This is a genomic window from Amycolatopsis sp. NPDC004772, assembly GCF_053601215.1.
Genome location: NZ_JBSGBK010000004.1, coordinates 23,230 through 44,356, shown reverse-complemented (window position 1 = coordinate 44,356; position 21,127 = coordinate 23,230). Strand labels below are relative to the sequence as shown.

At 71.9% G+C, this 21,127-nt stretch carries 16 protein-coding genes and 2 tRNA genes; 12 read left to right on the top strand and 6 right to left on the bottom strand.

Annotated elements, in window-relative coordinates:
• Window positions 1-75 precede the first annotated feature (75 nt).
• The 3 genes from ACWEF6_RS03850 to ACWEF6_RS03840 all read left to right on the top strand — a co-directional run bounded on the left by ACWEF6_RS03850 (window position 76) and on the right by ACWEF6_RS03840 (window position 1,213).
• A complete protein-coding gene (locus ACWEF6_RS03850; RefSeq protein WP_449681517.1) occupies window positions 76-915 on the top strand; it encodes an HAD family hydrolase in 840 nt (279 codons plus the stop codon).
• Between the two features lie 49 nt (window positions 916-964).
• Window positions 965-1,036: transfer RNA gene (locus ACWEF6_RS03845), tRNA-Gln, on the top strand.
• Window positions 1,037-1,137: 101 nt separating this feature from the next.
• Window positions 1,138-1,213: transfer RNA gene (locus ACWEF6_RS03840), tRNA-Glu, on the top strand.
• Between the two features lie 117 nt (window positions 1,214-1,330).
• On the opposite strand, the gene ACWEF6_RS03835 is transcribed toward ACWEF6_RS03840, so the two are convergent.
• Both ACWEF6_RS03835 and ACWEF6_RS03830 read right to left on the bottom strand, forming a co-directional pair.
• Window positions 1,331-1,984, bottom strand: coding sequence for a DUF2278 family protein (locus ACWEF6_RS03835; protein ID WP_449681516.1), 654 nt, complete (start codon window positions 1,982-1,984; stop codon window positions 1,331-1,333).
• Between the two features lie 16 nt (window positions 1,985-2,000).
• Complete coding sequence (locus tag ACWEF6_RS03830) at window positions 2,001-3,599, bottom strand: phospholipase D-like domain-containing protein (RefSeq protein ID WP_449681515.1); 1,599 nt, start codon at window positions 3,597-3,599, stop codon at window positions 2,001-2,003.
• Window positions 3,600-4,075: 476 nt separating this feature from the next.
• Between ACWEF6_RS03830 and ACWEF6_RS03825 the strand changes: the two genes are divergently transcribed.
• From ACWEF6_RS03825 to ACWEF6_RS03810, 4 genes are all read left to right on the top strand, one after another.
• Window positions 4,076-4,762: an HU family DNA-binding protein gene (locus ACWEF6_RS03825; RefSeq protein WP_449681514.1), complete on the top strand. Its 687-nt coding sequence runs from the start codon at window positions 4,076-4,078 to the stop codon at window positions 4,760-4,762.
• Window positions 4,763-5,106: 344 nt separating this feature from the next.
• Window positions 5,107-6,552, top strand: coding sequence for an FAD-dependent oxidoreductase (locus ACWEF6_RS03820; RefSeq protein ID WP_449681513.1), 1,446 nt, complete (start codon window positions 5,107-5,109; stop codon window positions 6,550-6,552).
• Window positions 6,549-7,616 (top strand): hypothetical protein, encoded by a 1,068-nt coding sequence (locus tag ACWEF6_RS03815; protein WP_449681512.1) that lies wholly within the window; start codon window positions 6,549-6,551, stop codon window positions 7,614-7,616. The genes ACWEF6_RS03820 and ACWEF6_RS03815 overlap by 4 nt, the downstream gene beginning before the upstream one ends.
• Before the next feature lie 26 nt (window positions 7,617-7,642).
• Window positions 7,643-8,242 (top strand): TetR/AcrR family transcriptional regulator, encoded by a 600-nt coding sequence (locus ACWEF6_RS03810; RefSeq protein WP_449681511.1) that lies wholly within the window; start codon window positions 7,643-7,645, stop codon window positions 8,240-8,242.
• 152 nt (window positions 8,243-8,394) lie between these two features.
• On the opposite strand, the gene ACWEF6_RS03805 is transcribed toward ACWEF6_RS03810, so the two are convergent.
• From ACWEF6_RS03805 to ACWEF6_RS03795, 3 genes are all read right to left on the bottom strand, one after another.
• A complete protein-coding gene (locus ACWEF6_RS03805) occupies window positions 8,395-8,808 on the bottom strand; it encodes a histone-like nucleoid-structuring protein Lsr2 (protein WP_086848477.1) in 414 nt (137 codons plus the stop codon).
• Between the two features lie 203 nt (window positions 8,809-9,011).
• The gene (locus tag ACWEF6_RS03800) at window positions 9,012-9,197 is read right to left on the bottom strand and encodes a hypothetical protein (protein ID WP_449681510.1); all 186 of its coding nucleotides are present in this window, start codon (window positions 9,195-9,197) and stop codon (window positions 9,012-9,014) included.
• Window positions 9,198-9,744: 547 nt separating this feature from the next.
• The gene (locus ACWEF6_RS03795; RefSeq protein WP_310974659.1) at window positions 9,745-10,410 is read right to left on the bottom strand and encodes an HU family DNA-binding protein; all 666 of its coding nucleotides are present in this window, start codon (window positions 10,408-10,410) and stop codon (window positions 9,745-9,747) included.
• 564 nt (window positions 10,411-10,974) lie between these two features.
• Here ACWEF6_RS03795 and ACWEF6_RS03790 point away from each other — a divergent pair.
• The 4 genes from ACWEF6_RS03790 to ACWEF6_RS03775 are packed head-to-tail and all read left to right on the top strand — an operon-like array spanning window position 10,975 to window position 18,353.
• Window positions 10,975-12,717, top strand: a complete 1,743-nt coding sequence (locus ACWEF6_RS03790) for an ATP-binding protein (RefSeq protein WP_449681509.1) — start codon at window positions 10,975-10,977, stop codon at window positions 12,715-12,717.
• Between the two features lie 35 nt (window positions 12,718-12,752).
• Window positions 12,753-13,913, top strand: coding sequence for an exonuclease SbcCD subunit D (locus tag ACWEF6_RS03785; RefSeq protein ID WP_449681508.1), 1,161 nt, complete (start codon window positions 12,753-12,755; stop codon window positions 13,911-13,913).
• Window position 13,914: 1 nt separating this feature from the next.
• Entirely contained in the window at window positions 13,915-17,379 is a 3,465-nt protein-coding gene (locus tag ACWEF6_RS03780; RefSeq protein WP_449681507.1) for an AAA family ATPase, read from the top strand.
• Window positions 17,376-18,353: a hypothetical protein gene (locus ACWEF6_RS03775; RefSeq protein ID WP_449681506.1), complete on the top strand. Its 978-nt coding sequence runs from the start codon at window positions 17,376-17,378 to the stop codon at window positions 18,351-18,353. The genes ACWEF6_RS03780 and ACWEF6_RS03775 overlap by 4 nt, the downstream gene beginning before the upstream one ends.
• 94 nt (window positions 18,354-18,447) lie before the next feature.
• On the opposite strand, the gene ACWEF6_RS03770 is transcribed toward ACWEF6_RS03775, so the two are convergent.
• Entirely contained in the window at window positions 18,448-18,939 is a 492-nt protein-coding gene (locus tag ACWEF6_RS03770) for a hypothetical protein (protein WP_449681505.1), read from the bottom strand.
• A gap of 130 nt (window positions 18,940-19,069) precedes the next feature.
• Between ACWEF6_RS03770 and ACWEF6_RS03765 the strand changes: the two genes are divergently transcribed.
• Window positions 19,070-21,124, top strand: coding sequence for a glycoside hydrolase family 3 C-terminal domain-containing protein (locus ACWEF6_RS03765; RefSeq protein WP_449681504.1), 2,055 nt, complete (start codon window positions 19,070-19,072; stop codon window positions 21,122-21,124).
• Window positions 21,125-21,127: the final 3 nt, after the last annotated feature.

Here is a 21,127-nt window from a genome sequence, read left to right as displayed (position 1 = left end):
GTGCGCCGGAACAGGGGAGCGGCAATCACCTCTTTGGCAGCGTCGCGAACGCTGCGGTTGCCCTAGCCTCACTGGGTGGATTTCGCCCTGGCACCCCGGACCCCGTCGCGAACCGCCCCGCCCGCCGCGGCGGCGTCCGAGCCCTGGGCGCCGCCCGAGCTCCGGCTGGTGTGCCTGGACATCGACGACACGCTCATCGACTGCACCGCCGCGATCCGCCGCAGCCTCCACATCCTCACCGGCCGGGGCGACCTGTGGCCGCTGTGGGACCTCATCACCGAAGAGCACGTGGCGCTCGTCGTCGCGGGCGAACTCGACTACGCGACGATGCACCAGCGGCGCACCGACTGCTTCCTCGCCGAGATCGGCATCTGCGCCGACGCCGAGCAGGTGAGTTCGTTCGAGCGCCGCCGAAGAGAACTGCTCGACCACTCGTGGCAGCTGTTCGACGACGTCCTCGACTGCCTGGAATGGCTGCGCGCGGCCGGCCTGATGCTGGCCGCGGTGACCAACGCCTCGGGAGGGCACCAGCGCAAGAAGATCGCCGATCTGGGGCTGGCGCCGTTCTTCGACCACGTCGCCATCGCCGGCGAGCTCGGGGTGGCCAAGCCCGACCCGGTGATGTTCCACACGGTGTGCCTCGGCCTGGGCTGCGCGCCCGCCCAGGCGGTCCACGTCGGCGACAAACTGGACACCGACGCGATCGGCGCCCGCGACGCGGGCCTGGGCGCGGTCTGGCTCGACCGCGACCGCATCGGCGAGCGCGCGCCGGAGGGCGTCCACACGGTGGCCGGCCTCGCGGAGCTGCCTGAGCTGCTGGTTTCGGAGTACGCGACGATCGGCGTCCCGGCCCAGCGCGGCGGCGGCGCCTCCACGGGCACCCCCGCGTTCACCGTCCGGAACGGCGTGCTCTAGTATTTCTCCTCGTGCGGTGCTGAACCGGCCAGCCGGAGCGGTACCTCACTGGGGTATGGTGTAATTGGCAGCACGACTGGTTCTGGTCCAGTTAGTCTAGGTTCGAGTCCTGGTACCCCAGCTGCGGAGAGTGACCCCCCTGCGAAGCGGGAAATCGCTTCTGGTAGGTTCTCTCCAGCAAGAAAAACCGAAAAGCCCCTGGGAAACCAGGGAAGATCCTAAGCCCCCGTCGTCTAGCGGCCTAGGACGCCGGCCTCTCACGCCGGTAGCGTGGGTTCGAATCCCATCGGGGGTACCAGCAGTAACCGAGCCCGTCTGACCCAGGTCAGGCGGGTTTTTTGGTGCGCGCTGACGTGGCGGTGAAGGCGTTGGCGGAGCCGCCCCGGCCTTGATGACCGAGCCCGTCTGATCCAGGTCAGGCGGGCAGGCCGTGGTCGTCGGTCTCGAGGACCTGGGTCTTGAACTTCGTCAGGAACGCCGTGAGCTCGCCGGTGACCGACTGGATGATCGTGCCGCCGTCCTGCCAGGTGCCGTCGAGGTGCTGGAACCGGCCCGGCGGGTCGCCCTGGTTGTAGTGGATGTCGTGCACGCCCAGGCCGTGGCTGTAGGGCGCGCCGAACACGGAGACCCGCCGGCAGTTCGCCAGCCGCTGCTCCAGGAGGTCCAGCGCGTTGTCCGCGGTGCTCTCGACCCAGCCGAACCGGGGCGAGCGCAGGATCCCGTTGACCACCGTGGCCAGCGGACTGGCGACCAGCGTCAGGCAGCCACGGCCGCGCAGCAGCGGGGACCGCAGGTAGTCCAGCGCGCCCGAAGTGGCATCGCGGGTGAGGCGGTGCCAGCCGGGGCCGAGGCCGGCGACCGGGGCGAACAACGTGCCGTCGAGGTTGCGGACTTCGCGGTACTGCACCGGAACCCCGCTCGGGGCCGACACGTCGACCGCGCATTCGTAGCGCCCCAGCGGCGCCTCCACGGTCATCTTGCCGTGGTACCAGGACCCGAAGTCGGTCGGGTCTTCGCGGGTGAACGAGATCAGCGTGCCGATCAGGACGCCGTAGTCGGCCAGCGGCATCGGGTTCTCCTCCCGGTCAGCGGAACAGCAGCCGCTGGCGGTAGCCGGGGGTCCTGCGGTCGTAGTAGCGGGCCGCCCAGCTGTCGTCGGGGACGAGGTGGGCGACGTCGGGGGAGTCGTCGCGGAGTTTCTGCCGGAGGTACCGGAAGTAGAAGTGGGTGAACAGCCGCATGAACTCGCCGAGGTAGATGTCGGCGACGCGGGTGTCGCCGCGGATGACGAGCATGTTCTCGTCGTTCTCGTGGACCGAGGCGTCGCTGAAGTTGCCCGAGCCGGTGATCACCAGGGGGTCGTCGCCGAGCGGGTCGGCGAGCAGGAACTTCGTGTGGGTGTAGCGGACGTGGAAGTTCAGGCCGGTCAGCTGTTCCTTGGTCCAGCGGTCGAGGATGTCGGTGCTCAGCAGCGACCCGACGGCGACCTTGACGTCGTTGTCGCGGGTGAATTCGACGTCCCCGCTGTCGGGCGGTTCTTCGAGCACGAGGTAGCGCAGCACGTCGGACTCGGCGGCGATGGCCTCGGCGATCTTGTCGTGCACGCCGAACGCCGCGGTCATGAAGAAGGACTTCTTCGCGCGCCCCGCAACGCCCGCGTACCAGTCGATCAGGTCGAGGGTGGTTCTCGGGCTGAGGACGGGCGAGGTCCCGGTCGGCGGCGGCGTGGTCGGCGTGGGGGTGGCACTGGTGTTGGCGGGCCGGATCTCGTCGTAGCCGGGGTCCGCGGACAAGCGGGTCCAGTAGGCCAGGTACTCGGCGGCGACCGCGGGGTCGCGGACGAGGTGCCCGACGTTGGACTGCCCGAACAGGCCACCCCAGGTGATGTTCGTCGAGCCCGTCCAGACGGCCTGCGGAGTGCCGTCGTGCAGCAGGATCAGGAACTTGTTGTGCGAGATGGCGCTGTTGGTCTTCCGGGGGATCATGCACGCGTCCAGGCCGGCCGCGGCGATGGCCGGTTCCGACTGCTGCCAGACCTTGGCGCGCTTCGGATCCGTGCTCGCCCGGCCGCGCCGGTCGTAGACCAGCTTGACGTCGGCGCCGCGATCCACGGCGGCCTTCAGGGCGTCCAGGACACGCGGGTAGGAGAACTCGTAGACCGAGCCACGCAGCGCGTACCCGGGCCCGGTGGCCGCGCCGATGAACTTCAGGAGGGCTTCCTCGAGGCCGCGGGAGAGCCAGTCGTAGGCGGGATCGCCGCGGTCGCCGTCGCGCGGCGGGCGGCCGAATTCCTGCGCGTAGGCCTGGCTGGCGGCGACCCCGCGGTTGAAGTGGACGGCGTGGGTGCCCGTGTCGACCGGTTCGGTGTGGACGGACACCGTGACCTCGCGGCGCACCACCAGGTTCTTCGGGGTGCCGTACAGGGCGACGACGCGGTACTCGTAGTCGTGGTCGGGCTCGGCGGTGTAGTCGCCCCACTGGAAGGACTGCAGCGGGTGGTCGCGCAGGCTGACCGAGGTGCCGGGCGGGATCCCGCGGGAGGTTTCCTCGAACACCTTCAGGCCGCGGAGCCAGTAGCGCTCCTTCTTGGCGCGGTCGGTGCGCTCGATGGCGAAACCGAGGAGGTTCTTGGTGAATCGCTTCGGCAGGTCGATCCCGAACAGCACGACGTAGGATCCGGCCACGGCATGGACTTGCAACGAATCGGCGGTGTTGCGGCTCCGCATGGTCGTGCCTCCACCCCCGCCGACCCCCGGGGGCCGGCGAATCTCTCCCGGCACTCAAGGGTCGCGTGGCGCACCGAGGTCGTTACGCCCGCGCCGCGATTCGGTTGCGGCCGAGGGTTTTCCGATGCTTCGACGTCGATCAATTGTTCGATTTTGCGAACGCGTCGCCGGAACGCTCGTGGTGTCGGGCACAGGCCAGGACCTGTCCTATGAGGACTTCCCCGGCTCCGGGCCGGTGTCACGCGAAGGAAAGCCGCAGGTCACGGCTCCGGGGTCGGGTGCGGGGCCGCCGGTGCCGGTCCGCGCGGGCCGGAATCCCGCGCGACACAACAGAGTTAAGCTGCTTCCGCTGTTTGGATTTGTGCGGCTTTGGTAATACCCTGTGCGCTGTCGGCCGTTGGGCCTGACGGGTAGTTCCACTACGGAGGACTGGAATGACGAACAAGGCCCAGCTGATCGAGGCGCTGTCGGAGCGTCTGGGCGACGACAAGAAGGTGGCTGCGCAGGCCGTGGACGGTCTGGTGGACATCATCATCCGGACGGTCAACAAGGGCGAAAAGGTCAACATCACCGGCTTCGGGGTGTTCGAGAAGCGCGCTCGCGCGGCCCGCACCGCGCGCAACCCGCGTACCGGTGAGGCCGTGAAGGTGAAGAAGACCAACGTGCCCGCGTTCCGCGCCGGCACCACCTTCAAGGACGTCATCTCCGGCACCAAGAAGCTCCCGAAGGCCACGCCGGTCAAGCGCGCCGCCGCCGGCACGCGGGCGACGGCCACGAAGACCGCCGCGGCGGCCGCGCCGGCCAAGGCGACCACGACCCGCACCACCCGCGCCGCGGCGGCCAAGCCGGCCGCGACGACCACGCGGACCCGCGCCACCGCGGCGAAGCCGGCCGCCAAGGCCACCGCCACCAAGGCGGCCCCGAAGACCACCGCGGCGAAGACCACGGCGGCCAAGGCCACCACGGCGAAGGCGACCCCGGCCAAGGCGACGACGACGCGCACCCGGACCGCCGCCGCCAAGCCGGCCGCGGCCAAGACCACCGCGGCCAAGACGACCGCGGCGAAGGCCACGGCCGCCAAGGCTCCGGCCAAGCGCACCTCCGCGGCCAAGAAGAAGTAGTAACCCGGTCTTTCCCGAAGGGCCTCGCACCGAGCCGGTGCGGGGCCCTTCGGCATTTCCGGCGCCGTTCGCTCGTGCGACCACATAGGACTCTTGCGGGGCTGGGTGAACTCGTGAGACGGCCTCCGCCCGGCGGGCGAGGTCTGCGCAGGGTGCTCCGACCGGCAGGTCCCCCGGCTGAAGCGAGCAGGGCCGACGGGGCCGGCGAGGAGCCGGGCGTCCCCTCGCCGGAGGCCGGAAATCGGCCCACCGTGTCCACTGTGGACTTCACGGGGGCTTGACATCCACGGGTGGTCATTCATACATTCGATGTCTGTTTGTATGAATGACGGGAGTTGATCCGCATGCGGCTCGGCAAGACCGCCGTCGTCCTCGGGGGCAGTGCCGCCGGCCTGTGCACGGCCGGAGCGCTCGCCCCGCACTTCGACCGGGTGCTGGTGCTGGAACGCGACGAACTGCCCGACGGCGCCGAACACCGCCGCGGCGTCCCGCAGAGCAAGCACCCGCACTTCCTGCTCAACTCCGGGCGGCGCGCGATCGGCGCGCTGTTCCCCGGGTTCGAGGAGGACCTCATCGCGGCCGGCGGGCTGCTGCTGATGCCGTCCATGGACGCCGCCTACCTCGACGGGCCGGGCTGGTCGGCCCGCAAGCGCAGCGCCATGACGATGGTCTACGGCTCGCGGATCCTCATCGAACGCGTGCTGCGGGACAAGGTGCGCGAGCTGGCGAACGTCGTCGTCCGCGAGGGGGTCTCGGTGCGTGGCTTGACCACCTCGGACGGAGAGGTCACCGGAGTCGAGCTCGACGAGGAGCACGTCGACGCCGACTTCGTCGTGGACGCCATGGGCCGCGGTTCCCCGGTTTCCGGCTGGCTCGCGGCGGCCGGCTGGCCCGAACCCGAGGTGCAGACCCTCGACGCCAAGGTCACCTACACCTCGCGCTGGTACGACCTGCCCGCCGAGCGCCCCGCCTCCTGGTGGTGGCGGCACCTGGTGATCATGCCGACGCCGGACAAGGGCGACCACCCCGCCGAGCACGAGTTCCTGGTCAACTTCTTCCCGATCGAAGGCAATCGCGTCATCGCCTGCATGGGCTCGTGGGGACTGGAGATGCCCAGCACCACGGCCGCCTTCGCGGAGACGGCGCGCCGGGTGCGGACGCCGTTGTTCGCCGACGCCATGGACCGCTGCGTCCCCGCCTCGCCGGTCCACCTCACGCGGTCGACCGGCAACAAGTGGCGCCGCTACGACCGCCTGCGCACGCGGGCGCGGCGGCTGGTCTTCGTCGGCGACTCGATCTGCGCGTTCAACCCCTTCTATGCCCAGGGCATCAGCTCCGCGTCGGGATCGGCGCTGCTGCTGCGCGAGCACCTGGCCCGCGCGGAGCGGCTCGACGCGAAGTTCTCCGCGCGCTTCTTCGCCGCGCAACGCCGATTGCTGCGGGTGCCGTGGAGCCTGGCGATGGCCCGCGACCAGGGTTACGCCTGCGCGGTCGGCACCGAGCAGCTGCCGGAGTGGCGGCGGCGCATCGTCGCGGCGATGTCGGCACCGGCGTTCCGCCTCGTCGTCGGCGCGGCCCGTGAAGACGAGGTGGTCGACGAGCACTTCGCGAAGGTGTTCAACCTGGACGAATCGCTGGGGCGGATGCTGCGCACCCCGCGGGTCCTCGCCGGCCTGGTGCGCTACCGCGTCCGCGCCGCGCTGGGCCGCCACCGCGTGCCGTTCGGGTTCGACCCCCAGGCGGAACCACCGGCCACGGACTACTCGGCGGCGACGGCGACGGCGCGATGAGCACGGCGTGCGGACCGGACGCCGAAGCCGTCACCCGCGGGCTGGGGTTCGACTGCCACGACGTCTCGCCGGTGGTGTCGGTCCGGCCGCCGTGGGCGCTCGCCCACTGGACGATGCCGCTGCTGGAAGTGCTGATCGTCGGCGGCGCGGTGTTCGCTCTGGTGCACGCGCTGCGCCGGCGTCGTGCCGGCGACCCGGTGAACCTGGCGCTGTGGTGGGCTTCGCTGGTCTACCTGTTCGTCACCGAACCGCCGCTGTACTTCCCGGAGTGGTTCGGGCTCGACCGGCTGTACGGCTTCATCTTCGCCCACAACCTGTTCACCGTGCAGTTCATGGGGGACCGGCTGCCGCTCTACATCGTGGCGTTCTACCCGGTGATCAGCCAGCTCGCCTACGAAGTCGTCCGCTCGCTCGGGCTCTTCCGGCGCGGGGCACTGCGGGGTTCGGTGGCGGTGGCCTTCACCTGCCAGGTGTTCTACGAGGTCTTCGACCACCTCGGCCCGCAGCTGAAGTGGTGGGCGTGGAACCCGGCCAACACGATCGTCAACCACCCGGCCTTCGCGTCGGTGCCGCTGAACAGCATGCTGCTGTTCGCTTCCGTTTCGATGGCCGCGATGACCTACCTCGTCGTCCGCCTGACCCGCGGCCGGCGCCGGCTGACCCTGCGCATCCTGCTGGCCGGTGTCCTGACGCCGCCGGCCATGGCGATCGCCGGGATTCCGTCGGGCTTCGCCGGCGACAACGTCACCGCGCGGGCCTGGATCCTCGGTGTCGAGCTGGGGCTCCTGTGGGTGGCCGGCGGCTGGATCGTCGTGGCGCACCTGCGTTCCGGGGAACCGGGCGAGCCCCTGTCGGCCTTCACGCGGTGCTACCCCGCCGTTTACCTGGGTGCGATGGCGGTGTTCTGGCTCTCGGCGCTCCCGGCCTACTTCGCGGCGAAGGACGGCGTCACGGCGGACGGTACGCCGATCGGCAGCGGGCTGTACGCGCTCGCCTGCTTCGCCGGGGCCGGTCTGCTGCTGGTGGCGCTGTCGCGGCGCGTCCGCGCCCCTGTCCCGGGCTGAGCGCTCCGCTCGGGGAAGATGGCGGCATGGGGCACCACGGATGGCAGGGCAACCCGCCCGGCACCGAAGACGAGGCACGCCGGCGGATCGTCGAAGCGGCGACGGCGTGCCTCGACCGGGCCGGCCTGGCCAAGACGAGCCTGTCCGACGTCGCCGCCGAAGCGGGCGTCACCCGGCAGACCGTCTACCGCTACTTCCCGGGGCTGAAGGACATCCTGCGGGCCGTCGCGCTGGACGGCGTCGAAGAGTTCGCCGGGCGGATGGAGCGGCACCTGGCCGCGTTCGGGACGGCGGCCGAAGCCGCGGTGGAGTCCGTGGTGTTCGCCGTCCGGACGCTGCCCGGGGAGCCGCACATGGGCCTGCTGCTGCAGGCGGGCGAAGCGGACTTCTTCACCGACGGCGTCGTTTCGCCGCTGGCGTTTTCGTACGGGGCGCGGATCCTCCGGAACCTGCCGGTGGACTGGGCGGGCGCCGGGATCGCGTCCGACGAGGAGCTCCAGGGCCTCGCCGAGGTCCTGATGCGGCTGTTCCTGTCGTTCCTGCAGTACCCCTCGACACCGCCGCTCAGCGATGACGAGCTGCGCGCCCTGGTCCGCCGCTGGATCGGGCCGGCGCTGCGCGGCTGACGTTTCCGGAAACGCCGCCGGGGGATGCGATGACAATTCCTGACAACGCGGGGAAGTGTGACGTCTCCCACGCGGAGTCGGTGGCGAGGGGTTTCCGCCCTCGCCACCGACGGTTGCGGTGATCTCTCCCCAGTGATCTGCCGCCCACGGCGTTACTTCTTGGCGGCGGCGACCTTCTTGCGCGGGGCGCGCTTGCGCGGCGGGGCGGCGGGCGCCTCGGCCTCTTCGACCTGCGCCTGCTCGTAGGCGGCGATCACCTCGGAGGAGAGGCGGCCCCGCTCGGAGACCTCGTAGCCGTTCGCGTTGGCCCAGGCGCGGATCTGCTGGTTGCGCTCGCGGTCGGTGGTGCTGGTGGTGGTCGACTGCCCGGTGGCGACGCGCACCTTGCGGCCGCCGATGCGCCGCCCGGCGGCGATGTAGCGGGCCAGTTCGTCGCGCAGGGCGGAGGCGTTCTCGTCCGAAAGGTCGATTTCGTAGGTGACGCCGTCGAGGCCGAACTGAACGGTCTGGGCGGCGGTGCTGCCGTCGATGTCGTCCAGGATCTCGACGAGGACTTTCTGGGCCACGGGAATGCTCCTCAGCTGGATGTGCGTCCGGGGGAACGCGACGTGTGACAAGTTGCACAATGGTCGGCGTTCTTCGGTGGAGTGTATCCACCCGAGGAGACGTACGGCAATTTCCTCCCGGATTCCGCGGAACGGCGGCGGCCCGGGGTGGTCCTGAAAGGACTGGGCCGCCGCCGTCCCGGCTGTTCGCCGGGCGGGGGAATTCAGGTTCCGGAGGGTGTGGAGCCCTGCTCGCCGTGGTGGTAGGGCGGATCCGTGGCGAGCGCCTCGTCGGCGGCGCCTTCGGCGGGATCGGCCAGCTGGGCCTCCCGGGCGGCTTCTTTCGCCTCTTTGATGAGCTGCCGGCTGTGGTCGAGGTCCGCTTCGGGCCGGTTTTCGTTCTCCGTCATCGCGACTCCTTGCGGTCGGATTGCGTTCCCTGCCGCACGGCTACCCGCGAAGCCCCGGACGCAACCGTCGCGGGAGGCGGGGGTGTTCACCCCAACGAGTGGGCGAGGTGAATTGTTCGGCGGCCGGCGGGGGATCGGGTGAGGCGCTGACCGGGACCGGTTCCGCGGGCGGGAAAAGCACGGCCGGAAAACGGCTGGGCGCTTGGTGGGCGACATTCGTGGCGATGCTCGGCGGGCCCGGGGGCGGCGATCTCAGGCCGGTTTGCGGGATCGGTCCGGCGGCTCTGGGCGCATTTACCGGCCGCTGAGGAACGCCGGAGGCTCGTGTGGCCGGCTTGGAAGCGCTGGTGGCTGGTAGGGCTGTTCGGAGCGCTGGAGGCTTGTGGGGGCCAGCCTGGCAGGGCTGCAGGCTTGTGAGGGCCGAAGGCGGCCGCATTCGCCGCGGCCTGCCCGGGCTCGCCGGAAGCCCCGCGGCGACCAACCCCCGAAATGCCGGAAGGGCCCCGCACCAGCCTGGTGCGGGGCCCTTCCGATCGTCGCGAGGGTGTTACTTCTTCTTCGCGGCGGAGGTGCGCTTGGCCGGGGCCTTGGCCGCCGTGGTCTTCTTCGCCGCGGCGGTCTTGGTTGCGGCCGGCTTGGCGGCGGCGGTCTTCGCCCGCGTGGTGGTCGCCTTCGCCGTGGTGGCCTTGGCCGCCGTGGTCTTGGCGGCGGTCTTCGGGGCCGCCTTGGTCGCGGTGGCCTTGGCCGCCGGCTTCGCGGCCGCCGTGCGGGTGCGGGTCGTCGTCGAACGCGTGGTGGCCGGCTTGGCCGCCGCCGCCCGCGTGGTGCGGGTCGTGGTGGCCTTGGCCGGGGCCGCCGCCGCGGTCTTGGTGGCGGTCGCGCGGGTCGACGTCGCCGCGGTGGCGCGCTTGACCGGCGTGGCCTTGGGGAGCTTCTTGGTGCCGGAGATGACGTCCTTGAAGGTGGTGCCGGCGCGGAAGGCGGGCACGTTGGTCTTCTTGACGCGGACGGCCTCACCGGTGCGCGGGTTGCGGGCGGTGCGAGCGGCGCGGGCGCGCTTCTCGAACACCCCGAAGCCGGTGATGTTGACCTTTTCGCCCTTGTTGACCGTCCGGATGATGATGTCGACGAGACCGTCAACGGCCTGCGAAGCCACCTTCTTGTCGCCCAGACGCTCCGACAGCGCCTCGATCAGCTGGGCCTTGTTCGTCATTCCAGTCCTCCATAGTGGAACTACTAGTCACGGCCCATCTCGGCCGACACTGCACACGGTATTACCAATACCGCACAAAATCCAACCGGGGGTCGAAATATTTCCTTGTACGGGGGCGGGTTCCGCCTCCTCAAGACCCCCTTCCGGACGCGACCCGTATCGCAAAGCGAACCGCCGCCATGCCTCTGAGCAGGCAAAACACGGTACTCGCGCCGTCCACTGTGGTCGTCCATATAGGACCCGAGGCCCTTCCGGAGAACTTTTCCCGCGACACGCCGAAGCAGCCCCCTCGGCGGGTGACCGGCCCCACCCGCCCCCGATCCCGTGCGGCGGCCGGGGATCGCGGCCCGCCCCGGCAGCCCCGGCGTTGCGGCGCAACCGGTACGCCCCGCCGAATGCCCGCGGCGGGGGCGAAAGGCCGTCCCCGAAGGGTGAGCTCACTCGTTCGGCGCAGTGCCGGCCTGCGTGAACCCCCGTGGCGGCAGCGCCGTGTTGGGCGCGGGACTGTCGTACCGGCGGGCTAGTCTGCCGCGGGAGGAAGCGCCGGGTGAGACAGGGAGAACCGTGGACCAGGAGACGCTCACCACCGTGGTCGGCCGGGTGGCAGGCACCGAGGACTCGACGCCGCTGCAGTTCTGCGTGGCCATCGATCCCGATGCCTACCTGCAGCTCGACGACGTCGTCGTCACGCGCAGGGAACTGCCCGGGCTCGGCGAAGTCACCTCCTACGGCGTCGTGACGCAGGTGACCGCGCGGCACGAAGGCGCCAGCTTCGGCAGCGACGTCTTCCTGATCTCCGACGGGGTCCTGCCCGCCCAGGTGCAGGAGATCGCCGAGATCGCCACCACCCGCGTCGAGCCCGAGTGCTACGTGCCGCCGAAGCCGGGCAGCCGGGTCGAGCGGGCCGTGGGGGAGGATCGCGCGCAGGCGCTGTACTTCGACAACATGACCCGCCAAGTGGCGGTGGGCCTGGGCCGGGACGGCGAACCCGTCTACCTCAACATGGACTTCCTCGACGGCACCCGCGGCGCGCACGTCAGCATCAGCGGGGTCTCCGGCGTGGCCACGAAGACGTCGTTCGCGTTGTTCCTGCTGCACTCGATCTTCCGCGGCGGCGCCCTGCCGAACGCCCACAACGCCAAGGCCCTCGTCTTCTCCGTCAAGGGCGAGGACCTGCTGTTCCTCGACACCCCGAACGTCCACCTCGACGAAAACCTCAAGGCCGAGTACGCCAAGCTCGGCCTGCCCGCGGAGCCCTTCGCCTCCGTCGGCTTCTACGCGCCGCCGACGCCGTCGGACACCACGGGGAAGCCTTACGTGACCGGGCGGACCTCGGGCGTGGGCGCGTTCTGGTGGACCATCGCGGAGTTCTGCGCCAAGGACCTGCTGCCCTACGTCTTCGCCGACGCCGAGGACGAGCGCAACCAGTACACGATGGTCATCCACCAGGTCGCGAACCGGCTGCGCCTGGACAGCACGCCGGCGGGCAAGGACGGCGCCGCGAACGTCGACGGCGTCCTGTGCCGCACCTACGCCGAGCTCGTCGACGTCATCTGCGAGCGCGTCACCGACGAGGAAACCCGGGCGAGCTGGGCGGGTGCGGTCACCGGCGCGGGCACGGTCAACGCCTTCATCCGCCGCCTGCGCTCGAGCCAGCGCGCGCTGTCCGGCCTCATCCGCGGCGACCTCGCCGACCACCCCGCTCGCTCGCTGTCCACGGAGAACCAGCAGGTGACCGTGGTGGACATCCACAACCTCGTCGAGCGCGCGCAGCGGTTCGTCGTCGGCGTGACGCTCGCGACCGAGACCGCGCGCAAGGAGGCGGCCGGCCCCGGCGGGCTGCTGTTCACCATGCTGGACGAGCTCAACAAGTACGCGCCGCGGGAAGGCAGCAGCCCCATCAAGGAGGTGCTGCTGGACATCGCCGAACGCGGCCGTTCCCTGGGCGTCATCCTGATCGGCGCGCAGCAGACCGCCAGCGAGGTCGAGCGCCGGATCGTCAGCAACAGCTCGGTGCGCATCGTCGGCCGCCTCGACGCCGCCGAGGCTTCCCGGCCCGAGTACGGCTTCCTCCCGGCCAGCCAGCGGGTCCGCGCGACCCTGGCCACGCCGGGCACGATGTTCGTGAGCCAGCCGGAGATCCCGGTGCCGATCGCCGTCGGCTTCCCGTTCCCCGCCTGGGCCACGCGGCTTTCCGAGGCCGGGACGATCCCCACGGCCACGGCCGCATCGAAGAAGTCCGATCCCTTCGCCGGCCTCCCTTCGCGCGGCAGCGACCCCTTCGGTGACGACCCGCCGCCGTTCTGAGCCCACCGCCCACCACTCGAACGGAAGGACGAAGGGTGAAGTTCCTGCACACCTCCGACTGGCACATCGGCAAGACGCTCAAGGGGCGCAACCGCCTCGACGAGCAGCGGGCCGTGCTCGGCGAAATCGTCCGGATCGCGCGGGACGAGGCGTTCGACGCGATCCTCGTCGCGGGCGACCTGTACGAGACGTCGGCGCCGTCGGCGGCCGCGCAGGAACTCGTGGTGCGGGCGCTGATGGCGCTGCGCGAAACCGGTGCCGAGGTGCTCGCCATCGCCGGGAACCACGACCACGCCGCGACGTTCGAGGCGTACCGGCCGCTGCTGCGGGCCGCGGGTATCCAGCTCACCGGCGATCCCCGCCCGGTCCACGACGGCGGGGTCCATTCGTTCGACGCGCGTTCGACGGGCGAGCGCGTCAACGTCGCCGTGCTGCCCTTCCTTTCCCAGCGCTACGCGGTGCGCGCCGCCGAACTGCTCGCCGGGACGCCGGCGGACAACGTCGGCCAGTACGACCAGCGCGTGCGCGACATCCTGGAGCACCTCAAGACCGGGTTCACGCCGGGCGCGGTGAACCTCGTCATGGCGCACCTGACGGTCACCGGCGGGGCGATGGGCGGCGGGGAGCGGGCGGCGCAGTCCATCTTCGAGTACCACGTGCCCGCCACGGCGTTCGGCGCCGATCCGCACTACGTGGCGCTGGGCCACCTGCACCGGCGCCAGTCCCTGCCCGCCGCGTGCCCGGTGCACTACAGCGGTTCTCCGTTCGCCGTCGACTTCGGCGAGCAGGACAACACCAGCGTCGTGCTCTCGGTCGAGGTGAGCCCCACGACACCGGCGAAGATCACCGACATCCCCCTGAAAGCGGGCCGGAAGCTGCGCACGGTCCACGGCACGGTGGCGGAGCTGATCGCGCGCGCCGCGGAGTTCGGCGAGGACTACCTGCGCGTCTACCTCCGTGAACCGACCCGGGCGGGCCTGCGGGAGGAGATCCAGGAAGCCCTGCCGAACGCGCTGGAAATCCGCATCGACCCGGAGTTCGCCGCGCCGGTGACGACGTCGAACGGCGACCGCGCGGTCGCGGACCGTTCGCCGGGGGAGCTGTTCGCGAGCTACTGCGCGGAACGCACGGTCGAGGACAAGCGCGTGCAGGCGCTCTTCGCGCGGCTGCACGACGAAGAGACGAGCGGGGTGTGACATGCGGCCAGTGCTGCTGGAGATGACCGGCTTCGCGTCCTTCCGCGAGAAGACCGAGATCAGCTTCGAAGACACCGATTACTTCGCGCTCGTCGGGCCGACCGGTGCGGGCAAGAGCACGGTCATCGACGCGCTCACCTTCGCCCTGTACGGCTCGGTCGCCCGCTGGGACCACGAAGGCCTCGTCGCCCCCGCGCTCGCCCCGACGGTCAACCGCGCCACCGTGCGGCTGGTCTTCGACGCCGGCGGCGCCCGCTACCACGTCGTGCGGGAAGTCCGGCGCAGCGGCGGCAAGAAACCCACGGTCAGCGTCAAGAACGTCCGCCTGGAACGGCTCATCGACCCCGCCGCGCTCGGCGGGCCCGAGGACGACGCCGACGCGGTCGCCGCGGACTCCGAGGTCACCCCGGCGGTCGAACGCCTGCTCGGGCTGACGTTCAAGCACTTCTGCACCTGCGTGGCGCTGCCCCAGGGCGACTTCGCCGAGTTCCTGCACGCGAAGGCCGCGGACCGGCAGAAGATCCTCATCAAGCTGCTGGGCCTGGAGGTCTACGAGCGGATCGGCCGCCGCGCGGGCGTGACGGCGGAGCAGCAGAAGCAGCGCGCCGCCGTCCTCACCGAACAGCTCGGCAGCTACGCCGACGCCACCGAGGAAGCCGTCGCCGGGCTCGCCGCGCGGATGACGGCCCTGGAGGAGCTCGACGCGCGGGTGACCACGGCCCTGCCGGGGCTGAACGAGGCCACCCGCACGCACGACGAAGCCCGCCAACGCGTCGCCAAACTCGCTGCGGAACTGGAAGTCCTCGACGGTGTGGAGCGCCCGGACGGCGTCGAAGACCTCGAAACCCGGCGGCGCGCAGCGGCGGACGCGGTCACCACGGCCCGGACGGCGTTGGAGACGGCGGAAACGGCGGACGAAGCGGCCCGGGCCGCCCTCGCCGCGGCTCCCGCGCGCAGTGAGCTGGAACGGATCCGCGCCGCGCACACCGAACTCGCCGACGTCGAGCAGGCCCTCCCACGGCTCGGCGAAGCAGCGGAAGCGGCGAAGCAGGCGAAGGAAGCTGCCGCCACGGCTGCGAGCGAAGTGGTGTCCGTCCTCGACGCGGCCCGGGAAAACCGGGACCGGACCGCTCGGGCGGCGGAGGACACCGCCGCCGAAGCCGCCCGCGCCCGGCAGGAGCGGGACAAGCTCGCCGGTCTGCGGCCGCCGGAGGATCTCGGGGACCTGTCGGCGGAAGCGGCGCGGGTGGCGAAGCGCACCGCGGCCGCCGACGAACGCCTGCGGGCGGCGGAGGCCGCCGACGCCGAAGCGCGGGCGGCGCTGGGCGCCCAGCCCGATGTCGCGCCGCTCGCCGCGGCCCGTTCGGATGCCCGCACGTTGTATGCGTTGTGCGAGGCGCAACGGAAGGCCGCGCCGGAGCAGGCCGCTCGCCAGGCGGAGCTGGAAGCCGCGCGCACGGCCTTGGCCGCCGCCGACACCGAGCTCGCCGCGGCGAAGACCGCGGTGGCCGAAGCCGAGCAGGCCGGTCAGGCGCTGGTGCTGCGGGCCGGGCTCGCCGTCGGGCACCCGTGCCCGGTGTGCGAGCAGGAAGTGACGGCCCTGCCGGACGCCGGCGGCCACGCCCACCTCGCCGAGGCTCGCGAACGCCTCGACCGCGCCGAACGCGGCCGGTCGTCGGCCGAATCGGGCGTGCGCAAGCTGGAACGGGCCGTGGACCGCGACGCCGACGCCCGCGCGTCGGCGGCGGCGCAGGCGGAAGAACTCCGCGCGGTGCTCGCCGAGGTCGACGGCCCGCCGGAGTCGGCGCCCCTGCTGCGGCCGGTCGAGGCGTCCTTCTCCGGGCAGGACTACGCGGATCTCGTCGCCGCCGTCCGCGAACGGGGTGAGTGGCTCTCGGCGACGATCGAGGGCCGCACCCGGGTCGCCGAAGCCGCGCGCGCCGCCGACGCGGAACTGGCCGCGGCTCGCGCCGAACGCACGAAGGCCCAGCAGGAGGCCGAGGTCGTGGCGAAGTCGTTCGCGGCGGCCCGCGAGGCCTTGCGGGCCGCCCGCGATCCCCTGGTGGAGCTGGGAGCGCCGGCGCTCGACGGCGACGACGTCCCGGCGGGGTGGCAGCGCCTCACCACGTGGGCGGCTTCCGCGCTGGACGAACGGCGCACCGCGCTGGCCGCCCTCGAAGCGGCCGCCGAGGCCGCGGGCAAGGAAGCTGTCGTGGCGGCCGAAGATTTCCGGACCGCCGAGCGGGACGCCGAGCAGCGGCGCACCCGGGCGGTCGACGCGGGGCTGGCCGAGCAGGCGGCGCGCACCGAGCTCGCCACCGCCCGGCAACGGCAGGCGGACCTGGTGGCGGCCCTCGACAGCGCACCGGCCGCCGACGTGGTCACCGAGCAGCTCGCTCGCGTCGGGGAACTCGAGCAGGCGGCGAAAACGGCGGACGCCGGGCTGAGGAAGGCCCGCGCGGCCGCGAAACAGGCCGCCGACAACCAGGCGGGCATCGCGCAGGAGGTCGACGCCGCGCGGCAGCGGCTGTCGCGGGCGCGCGACCCGCTCGTCGGCCTCGGCGCGCCGCCGATCGACGCTCTTTCGGGGATCCGGGTGGCGGAGCCCCCAGCCCAGGGCGAAGCCCCGGTTCCCACAGCCGGTGAAAGTCTCCTCGCCGCCTGGACCGCGCTCACGGATTGGGCCGCCGGCCAGGCGAAGGACCACCGCGAGCGGCTGGCCGTCGCGGAGACCGCCGAGGGCGAAGCCGCGGAAGCGTTGCAGGCGGCCGAACGCGCGGTGGCCGACGACGTCACCGCCCTCGGCGTCGCCCTGCCCGAGGGGCCGGTGCGTGATCGCGTCCCGGTCGTCGTCGCCGCGGCCCGGGCCCGCGCCGAAGCCGACCACAGCGACCTGAAACGGCGGGTCGCGCGGGTGGCCGGCCTGCACGAGGACATCGCGGCCGCGGAGTCCGAAGCCCAGGTCGCGCGGCTGCTCGCGGATCTGCTGCGCTCGGACAAGTTCCCGCGCTGGCTGATCGCCGGGGCGCTCGACACGCTCGTCGCCGAGGCGTCGGCGTCGCTGCTGGAACTGTCCGGCGGCCAGTTCGAGCTCACCCACGACAAGGGCGATTTCCTGGTGGTGGACCACAACGAGGCCGACGCCCGGCGCCCGGTGAAGACGCTGTCCGGCGGCGAGACGTTCCAGGCGTCGCTCTCCCTCGCGCTGGCGCTGTCTTCGCAGCTCGGGGCCATGGCGGCGGAAGGGGCGACGCGGCTGGAGTCGATCTTCCTCGACGAAGGCTTCGGGACGCTGGACGAGGCCACCCTCGACGTCGTGGCGTCCACTTTGGAGAACCTCGCCGCGTCCGGCTCCCGGATGGTCGGGGTGATCACGCACGTGCCGGCGCTCGCCGAGCGCGTCCCGGTGCGGTTCCTGGTCACCCGGGACGGCGCGGGCTCGCACATCGCCAGGGAGGGCGCATGACCGCGGTGGCCGGCATGAACTTCAGCATCGACGCCTGGGACCCGGGCTACGGCAGCTCGATGGAGGCCGAGGAGCTCGGCCGCTCCCAGGCCGAGGTCGAACTCGACATCGAGGTCCCCGAGGCCGAGTGGGCGCCGATCGACCCGTCGCCGGTGACACCGCCGGAAGCGGTGCTGTTCGTCGACGGCGTCCGGCGGATCGACGCGCGCGTCTGGATCGACGACCCGGCCGGCACGAACTCGGCGTCCATCGGCATCTGCGCGTCCTACGCGGCGGGGGTGGTGTGCTGCTGCGAGGGTCAGGCGCACGTCGTCGGCACCGACGTCCGGCGCGGGCTGTTCACCGTCGCCCCGCAGGCCGACGACATCGCCACCCCGGCCGGGATCTACACCGCGCACCGGGCGGCGGCCAAGGAGGACAAGCCGCTGCCGGTGGTGCTGTCGTCGGCGTTGCAGGAGCAGCTGGCCGAAACGGAACTGGAGACGGCGATCCGGGCGCGCACGGCCATCCACGGGCACGTCGGCCACGACCTGCTGGTGGTGGACGGCCCGCTGCGCGGCCGGGCGCACCTCGAGCGGGCCGTCGGGTTCATCAAGAGCCACCAGACGACGTACCTGCCGGGAGAGCTCAACGCGCTGGTCGGCCGGCTCGGCGCGCACCAGCGCACGCCGGTGTTCCTGATGGGCACGACCTGGGTCCGGCACTCCTGGTACCTGCGCCTGCCGTCGGCAGGCGGGCCGCCGTGGTCCGGGGTGGTCCGGGTGGAGGCGGCGCCGCACCTCGGCCGCGAGCAGGTCGCCGAGCTGGCGAACGTCACCCAGTCGGTCCTCGGCCGGTTCGCCTCGGTCCCCTACAAGGACTCGCGCGCGCCGCAGAACCTCTACCCGATCGCCGGGCTGGAGCGCGACCTGCGCCACCGCCTCGGCGACCAGCAGTTCGTCTACCGGGCGCTGAGGCTGGCCGCGGCCCGCTGACCCGCCGCTCACGGCGGTGGCGGCCGGTGCGCGCCGGGGGCCCCGGGACGGCGGCCTGGGGAACGCGCCGGCCCGGGGTGTCCTCTGTGGAGGGTCAGCCCAGCGAGCCGTCCCCGGTCTGCGGCGCCCCGGCCGGCTTGACCGCCACCTGCGGTTTCGCCGGTTTCGGGGGCTTCGGCTTCGGCTTGGCGGTCGACGGCTGGGGCTTCGTCGTGGGCGGCTTCGGCGAGGTGGCCGGCGGCGTGCCCACGATGGTGAACGTGACCGTCGGCTTCCGGCCGTCCTGGCACGGGAACGACGCGGTGTACCGGCCGGGCCGCTTGCTCGCCGTCGTCCTGCCGCCCAGGTGGCCCCAATTGCCCAGCCCGACCCACTCGATCGGCGCGGTGAACCCCGCCGACGTGACCGGCCCCGCCGGCGCGCACCCGTGGCCCGTTCCCCCGTACATGTCCGCGTCGATCCGGCCTCCGGGCTCGACCTTCGGGGTCAGGCTCCACCAGACTTCGTCGGCGGCGCTCGCCGGCGCCGACAGCGCGAGCGTCGCCGCGCTCGCCGCCATTAGGCCGATCAGGGTTTTCTTCGGCATGGTCGGTCCCCTCTCGTCAGTGCTCCTCTCACGCCTGAGCCGGGAAAATGGTTGAGTCCAATCCATGTTCAAGTACGTGAACGTAAATCGCGTCTATGTTTCTGTGTCACGTATGGATTAGCTTGGCCGGATGCGCACCGGCCCGCTCGTTCTCTCCGTGGTCCTGGGGTTGTCGCTGACGACGCCGGCGGCCGCGCAACCGCAACCCTGGCGCGACGCCCGGCAGTCACCCGATCGCCGGGCCGCCGAGCTCGTCGCGGCGATGACCCTCGACGAGAAGATCTCCCAGTTGCACCTGCAGCCCGACGCCGAGCACCAGCGGTTCGTGCCGCCGATCCCGCGGCTCGGCGTCCCGGGCTTCCGGATCGCCAACGGCCCGGCGGGCATGGGCCCGGCCGACGACAAGCCGCAGAAACCGGCGACCGCGCTGCCGGCCACCATGGCACTGGCGTCGACGTTCGACACCGGTGTCGCCCGCCGGTACGGCCGGCTGATCGGCAGCGAAACCCGCGCGCTCGCGCACCACGTCTCCGAGGCGCCCGACATCAACATCGCCCGCGTTCCGCGCAACGGCCGGACGTTCGAAGGCATGGGGGAGGACCCGTTCCTCGTCGGCGCGCTGGCCGCCGCCGACATCCGCGGGATCCAGGAGAACGGCACCATCGCCGAGGTCAAGCACTACGCGGCCAACAACCAGGAGACCCAGCGCTTCAGCATCGACGAGCACATCGACGAGCGCACGCTCAACGAGATCTACCTGCCGCACTTCGAGCGGGCGGTCACCGAAGGCCGGGCGGGCTCGGTGATGTGCGCCTTCCCCAAGATCAACGGCGTGTTCATGTGCGAGAACCCGGCCCTGCTGCAGGGCAAGCTGCGCGACGACTGGGGGTTCACCGGGTTCGTCCAGTCGGACTGGGGTGCCGCGCACAGCACCGTCGGCTCGGCGAACGCGGGCATGAACCTCGAAATGATCGACGGCACCTGGTACGGCGACAAGCTGAAGCAGGCCGTGCTGGCCGGGCAGGTCACCGAACAGCGGGTCGACGAGCTGCTGCTGCCGCGGTTCCGGACCATGTTCGCCTTCGGGCAGTTCGACCACCCGCCGGTGCTTTCGCCGCTGCCGACGGCCCGGCACGACGCCGCCGCGAAGGAGTTCGCCGAACGCGGCATGGTCCTGCTGCGCAACGAACAGGCGCAGCTCCCGCTCGACCCGGGCGTGCGGTCGATCGCGCTGATCGGGCCGTTCGCGACCAAGGCCAAGACCGGCGGCGGAGGCAGCTCGGCCGTCATCCCGACGTCCACGGTGGACCCGTTGCCGGGGCTGCGGCAGCGGGTTCCCGGTGCTCTGGTGACGCTCGACGACGGCGGTGACGTCGCGCGCGCGGCCGCGCTGGCCCGGACCGCCGACGTCAGCGTGGTGATGGTCGGGGACGACGAAACCGAGGGCAAGGACCGGCCGAGCCTGGCCCTCGACGGCAACCAGGACGCCCTGGTGGCGGCGGTCGCCGACGCCAACCCGCACACGGTGGTCGTGGTGAAGAGCGGCGGTCCGGTGCTCATGCCGTGGGCCGCGCGCGTGCCGGCGATCCTCCAGGCGTGGTACCCGGGCCAGCAGGACGGCGCGGCGGTGGCGGGCGTGCTCTTCGGCGACGTCAACCCGTCGGCGAAGCTCCCGATCACGTTCCCGGCGGCGGACGCCGACACCCCGGCGAACACCCCGGCCCAGTTCCCCGGCGTCGGCGGCGTCGCGACGTACTCGGAGGGCCTGCAGGTCGGTTACCGGTGGTTCGACGCGCAGGGCCGGGCCCCGCTGTTCCCGTTCGGCCACGGCCTGTCGTACACGACGTTCGCCTACTCGGGCCTGTCGGTGCGTGGCACCGGCGACGGCGCCACGGCGACGTTCACGGTCCGGAACACCGGGCAGCGGGCGGGCGCCGAGGTCGCCCAGCTGTATCTGGGCTTTCCGGCGGCCGCGGGCGAGCCGCCGCGTCAGCTGAAGGGCTTCGAGCGGGTCTCGCTGGCGCCGGGGGAGGCCCGGCGCGTGACGATCCGGCTGGACGCGCGCGCCTTCTCCGTCTGGGACACGGTGAGCCACGCGTGGCAGCCCGCGCGGGGCGCGTTCACCGTGTCCGTCGGTGGTTCGTCGCGGTCCTTGCCGTTGCAGGCGCCGCTCGTGCGGCGCTGAGGG

Excerpts from the sequence above, each read along its gene's own strand:
- ACWEF6_RS03765 (WP_449681504.1), top strand. The coding sequence starts at position 19,070 with ATGCGCACCGGCCCGCTCGTTCTCTCCGTGGTCCTGGGGTTGTCGCTG.
- ACWEF6_RS03795 (WP_310974659.1), bottom strand. The coding sequence starts at position 10,410 with ATGACGAACAAGGCCCAGCTGATCGAGGCGCTGTCGGAGCGTCTGGGC.
- ACWEF6_RS03770 (WP_449681505.1), bottom strand. The coding sequence starts at position 18,939 with ATGCCGAAGAAAACCCTGATCGGCCTAATGGCGGCGAGCGCGGCGACG.
- ACWEF6_RS03820 (WP_449681513.1), top strand. The coding sequence starts at position 5,107 with ATGCGGCTCGGCAAGACCGCCGTCGTCCTCGGGGGCAGTGCCGCCGGC.
- ACWEF6_RS03835 (WP_449681516.1), bottom strand. The coding sequence starts at position 1,984 with ATGCCGCTGGCCGACTACGGCGTCCTGATCGGCACGCTGATCTCGTTC.
- ACWEF6_RS03800 (WP_449681510.1), bottom strand. The coding sequence starts at position 9,197 with ATGACGGAGAACGAAAACCGGCCCGAAGCGGACCTCGACCACAGCCGG.
- ACWEF6_RS03780 (WP_449681507.1), top strand. The coding sequence starts at position 13,915 with ATGCGGCCAGTGCTGCTGGAGATGACCGGCTTCGCGTCCTTCCGCGAG.
- ACWEF6_RS03825 (WP_449681514.1), top strand. The coding sequence starts at position 4,076 with ATGACGAACAAGGCCCAGCTGATCGAGGCGCTGTCGGAGCGTCTGGGC.
- ACWEF6_RS03815 (WP_449681512.1), top strand. The coding sequence starts at position 6,549 with ATGAGCACGGCGTGCGGACCGGACGCCGAAGCCGTCACCCGCGGGCTG.
- ACWEF6_RS03810 (WP_449681511.1), top strand. The coding sequence starts at position 7,643 with ATGGGGCACCACGGATGGCAGGGCAACCCGCCCGGCACCGAAGACGAG.
- ACWEF6_RS03775 (WP_449681506.1), top strand. The coding sequence starts at position 17,376 with ATGACCGCGGTGGCCGGCATGAACTTCAGCATCGACGCCTGGGACCCG.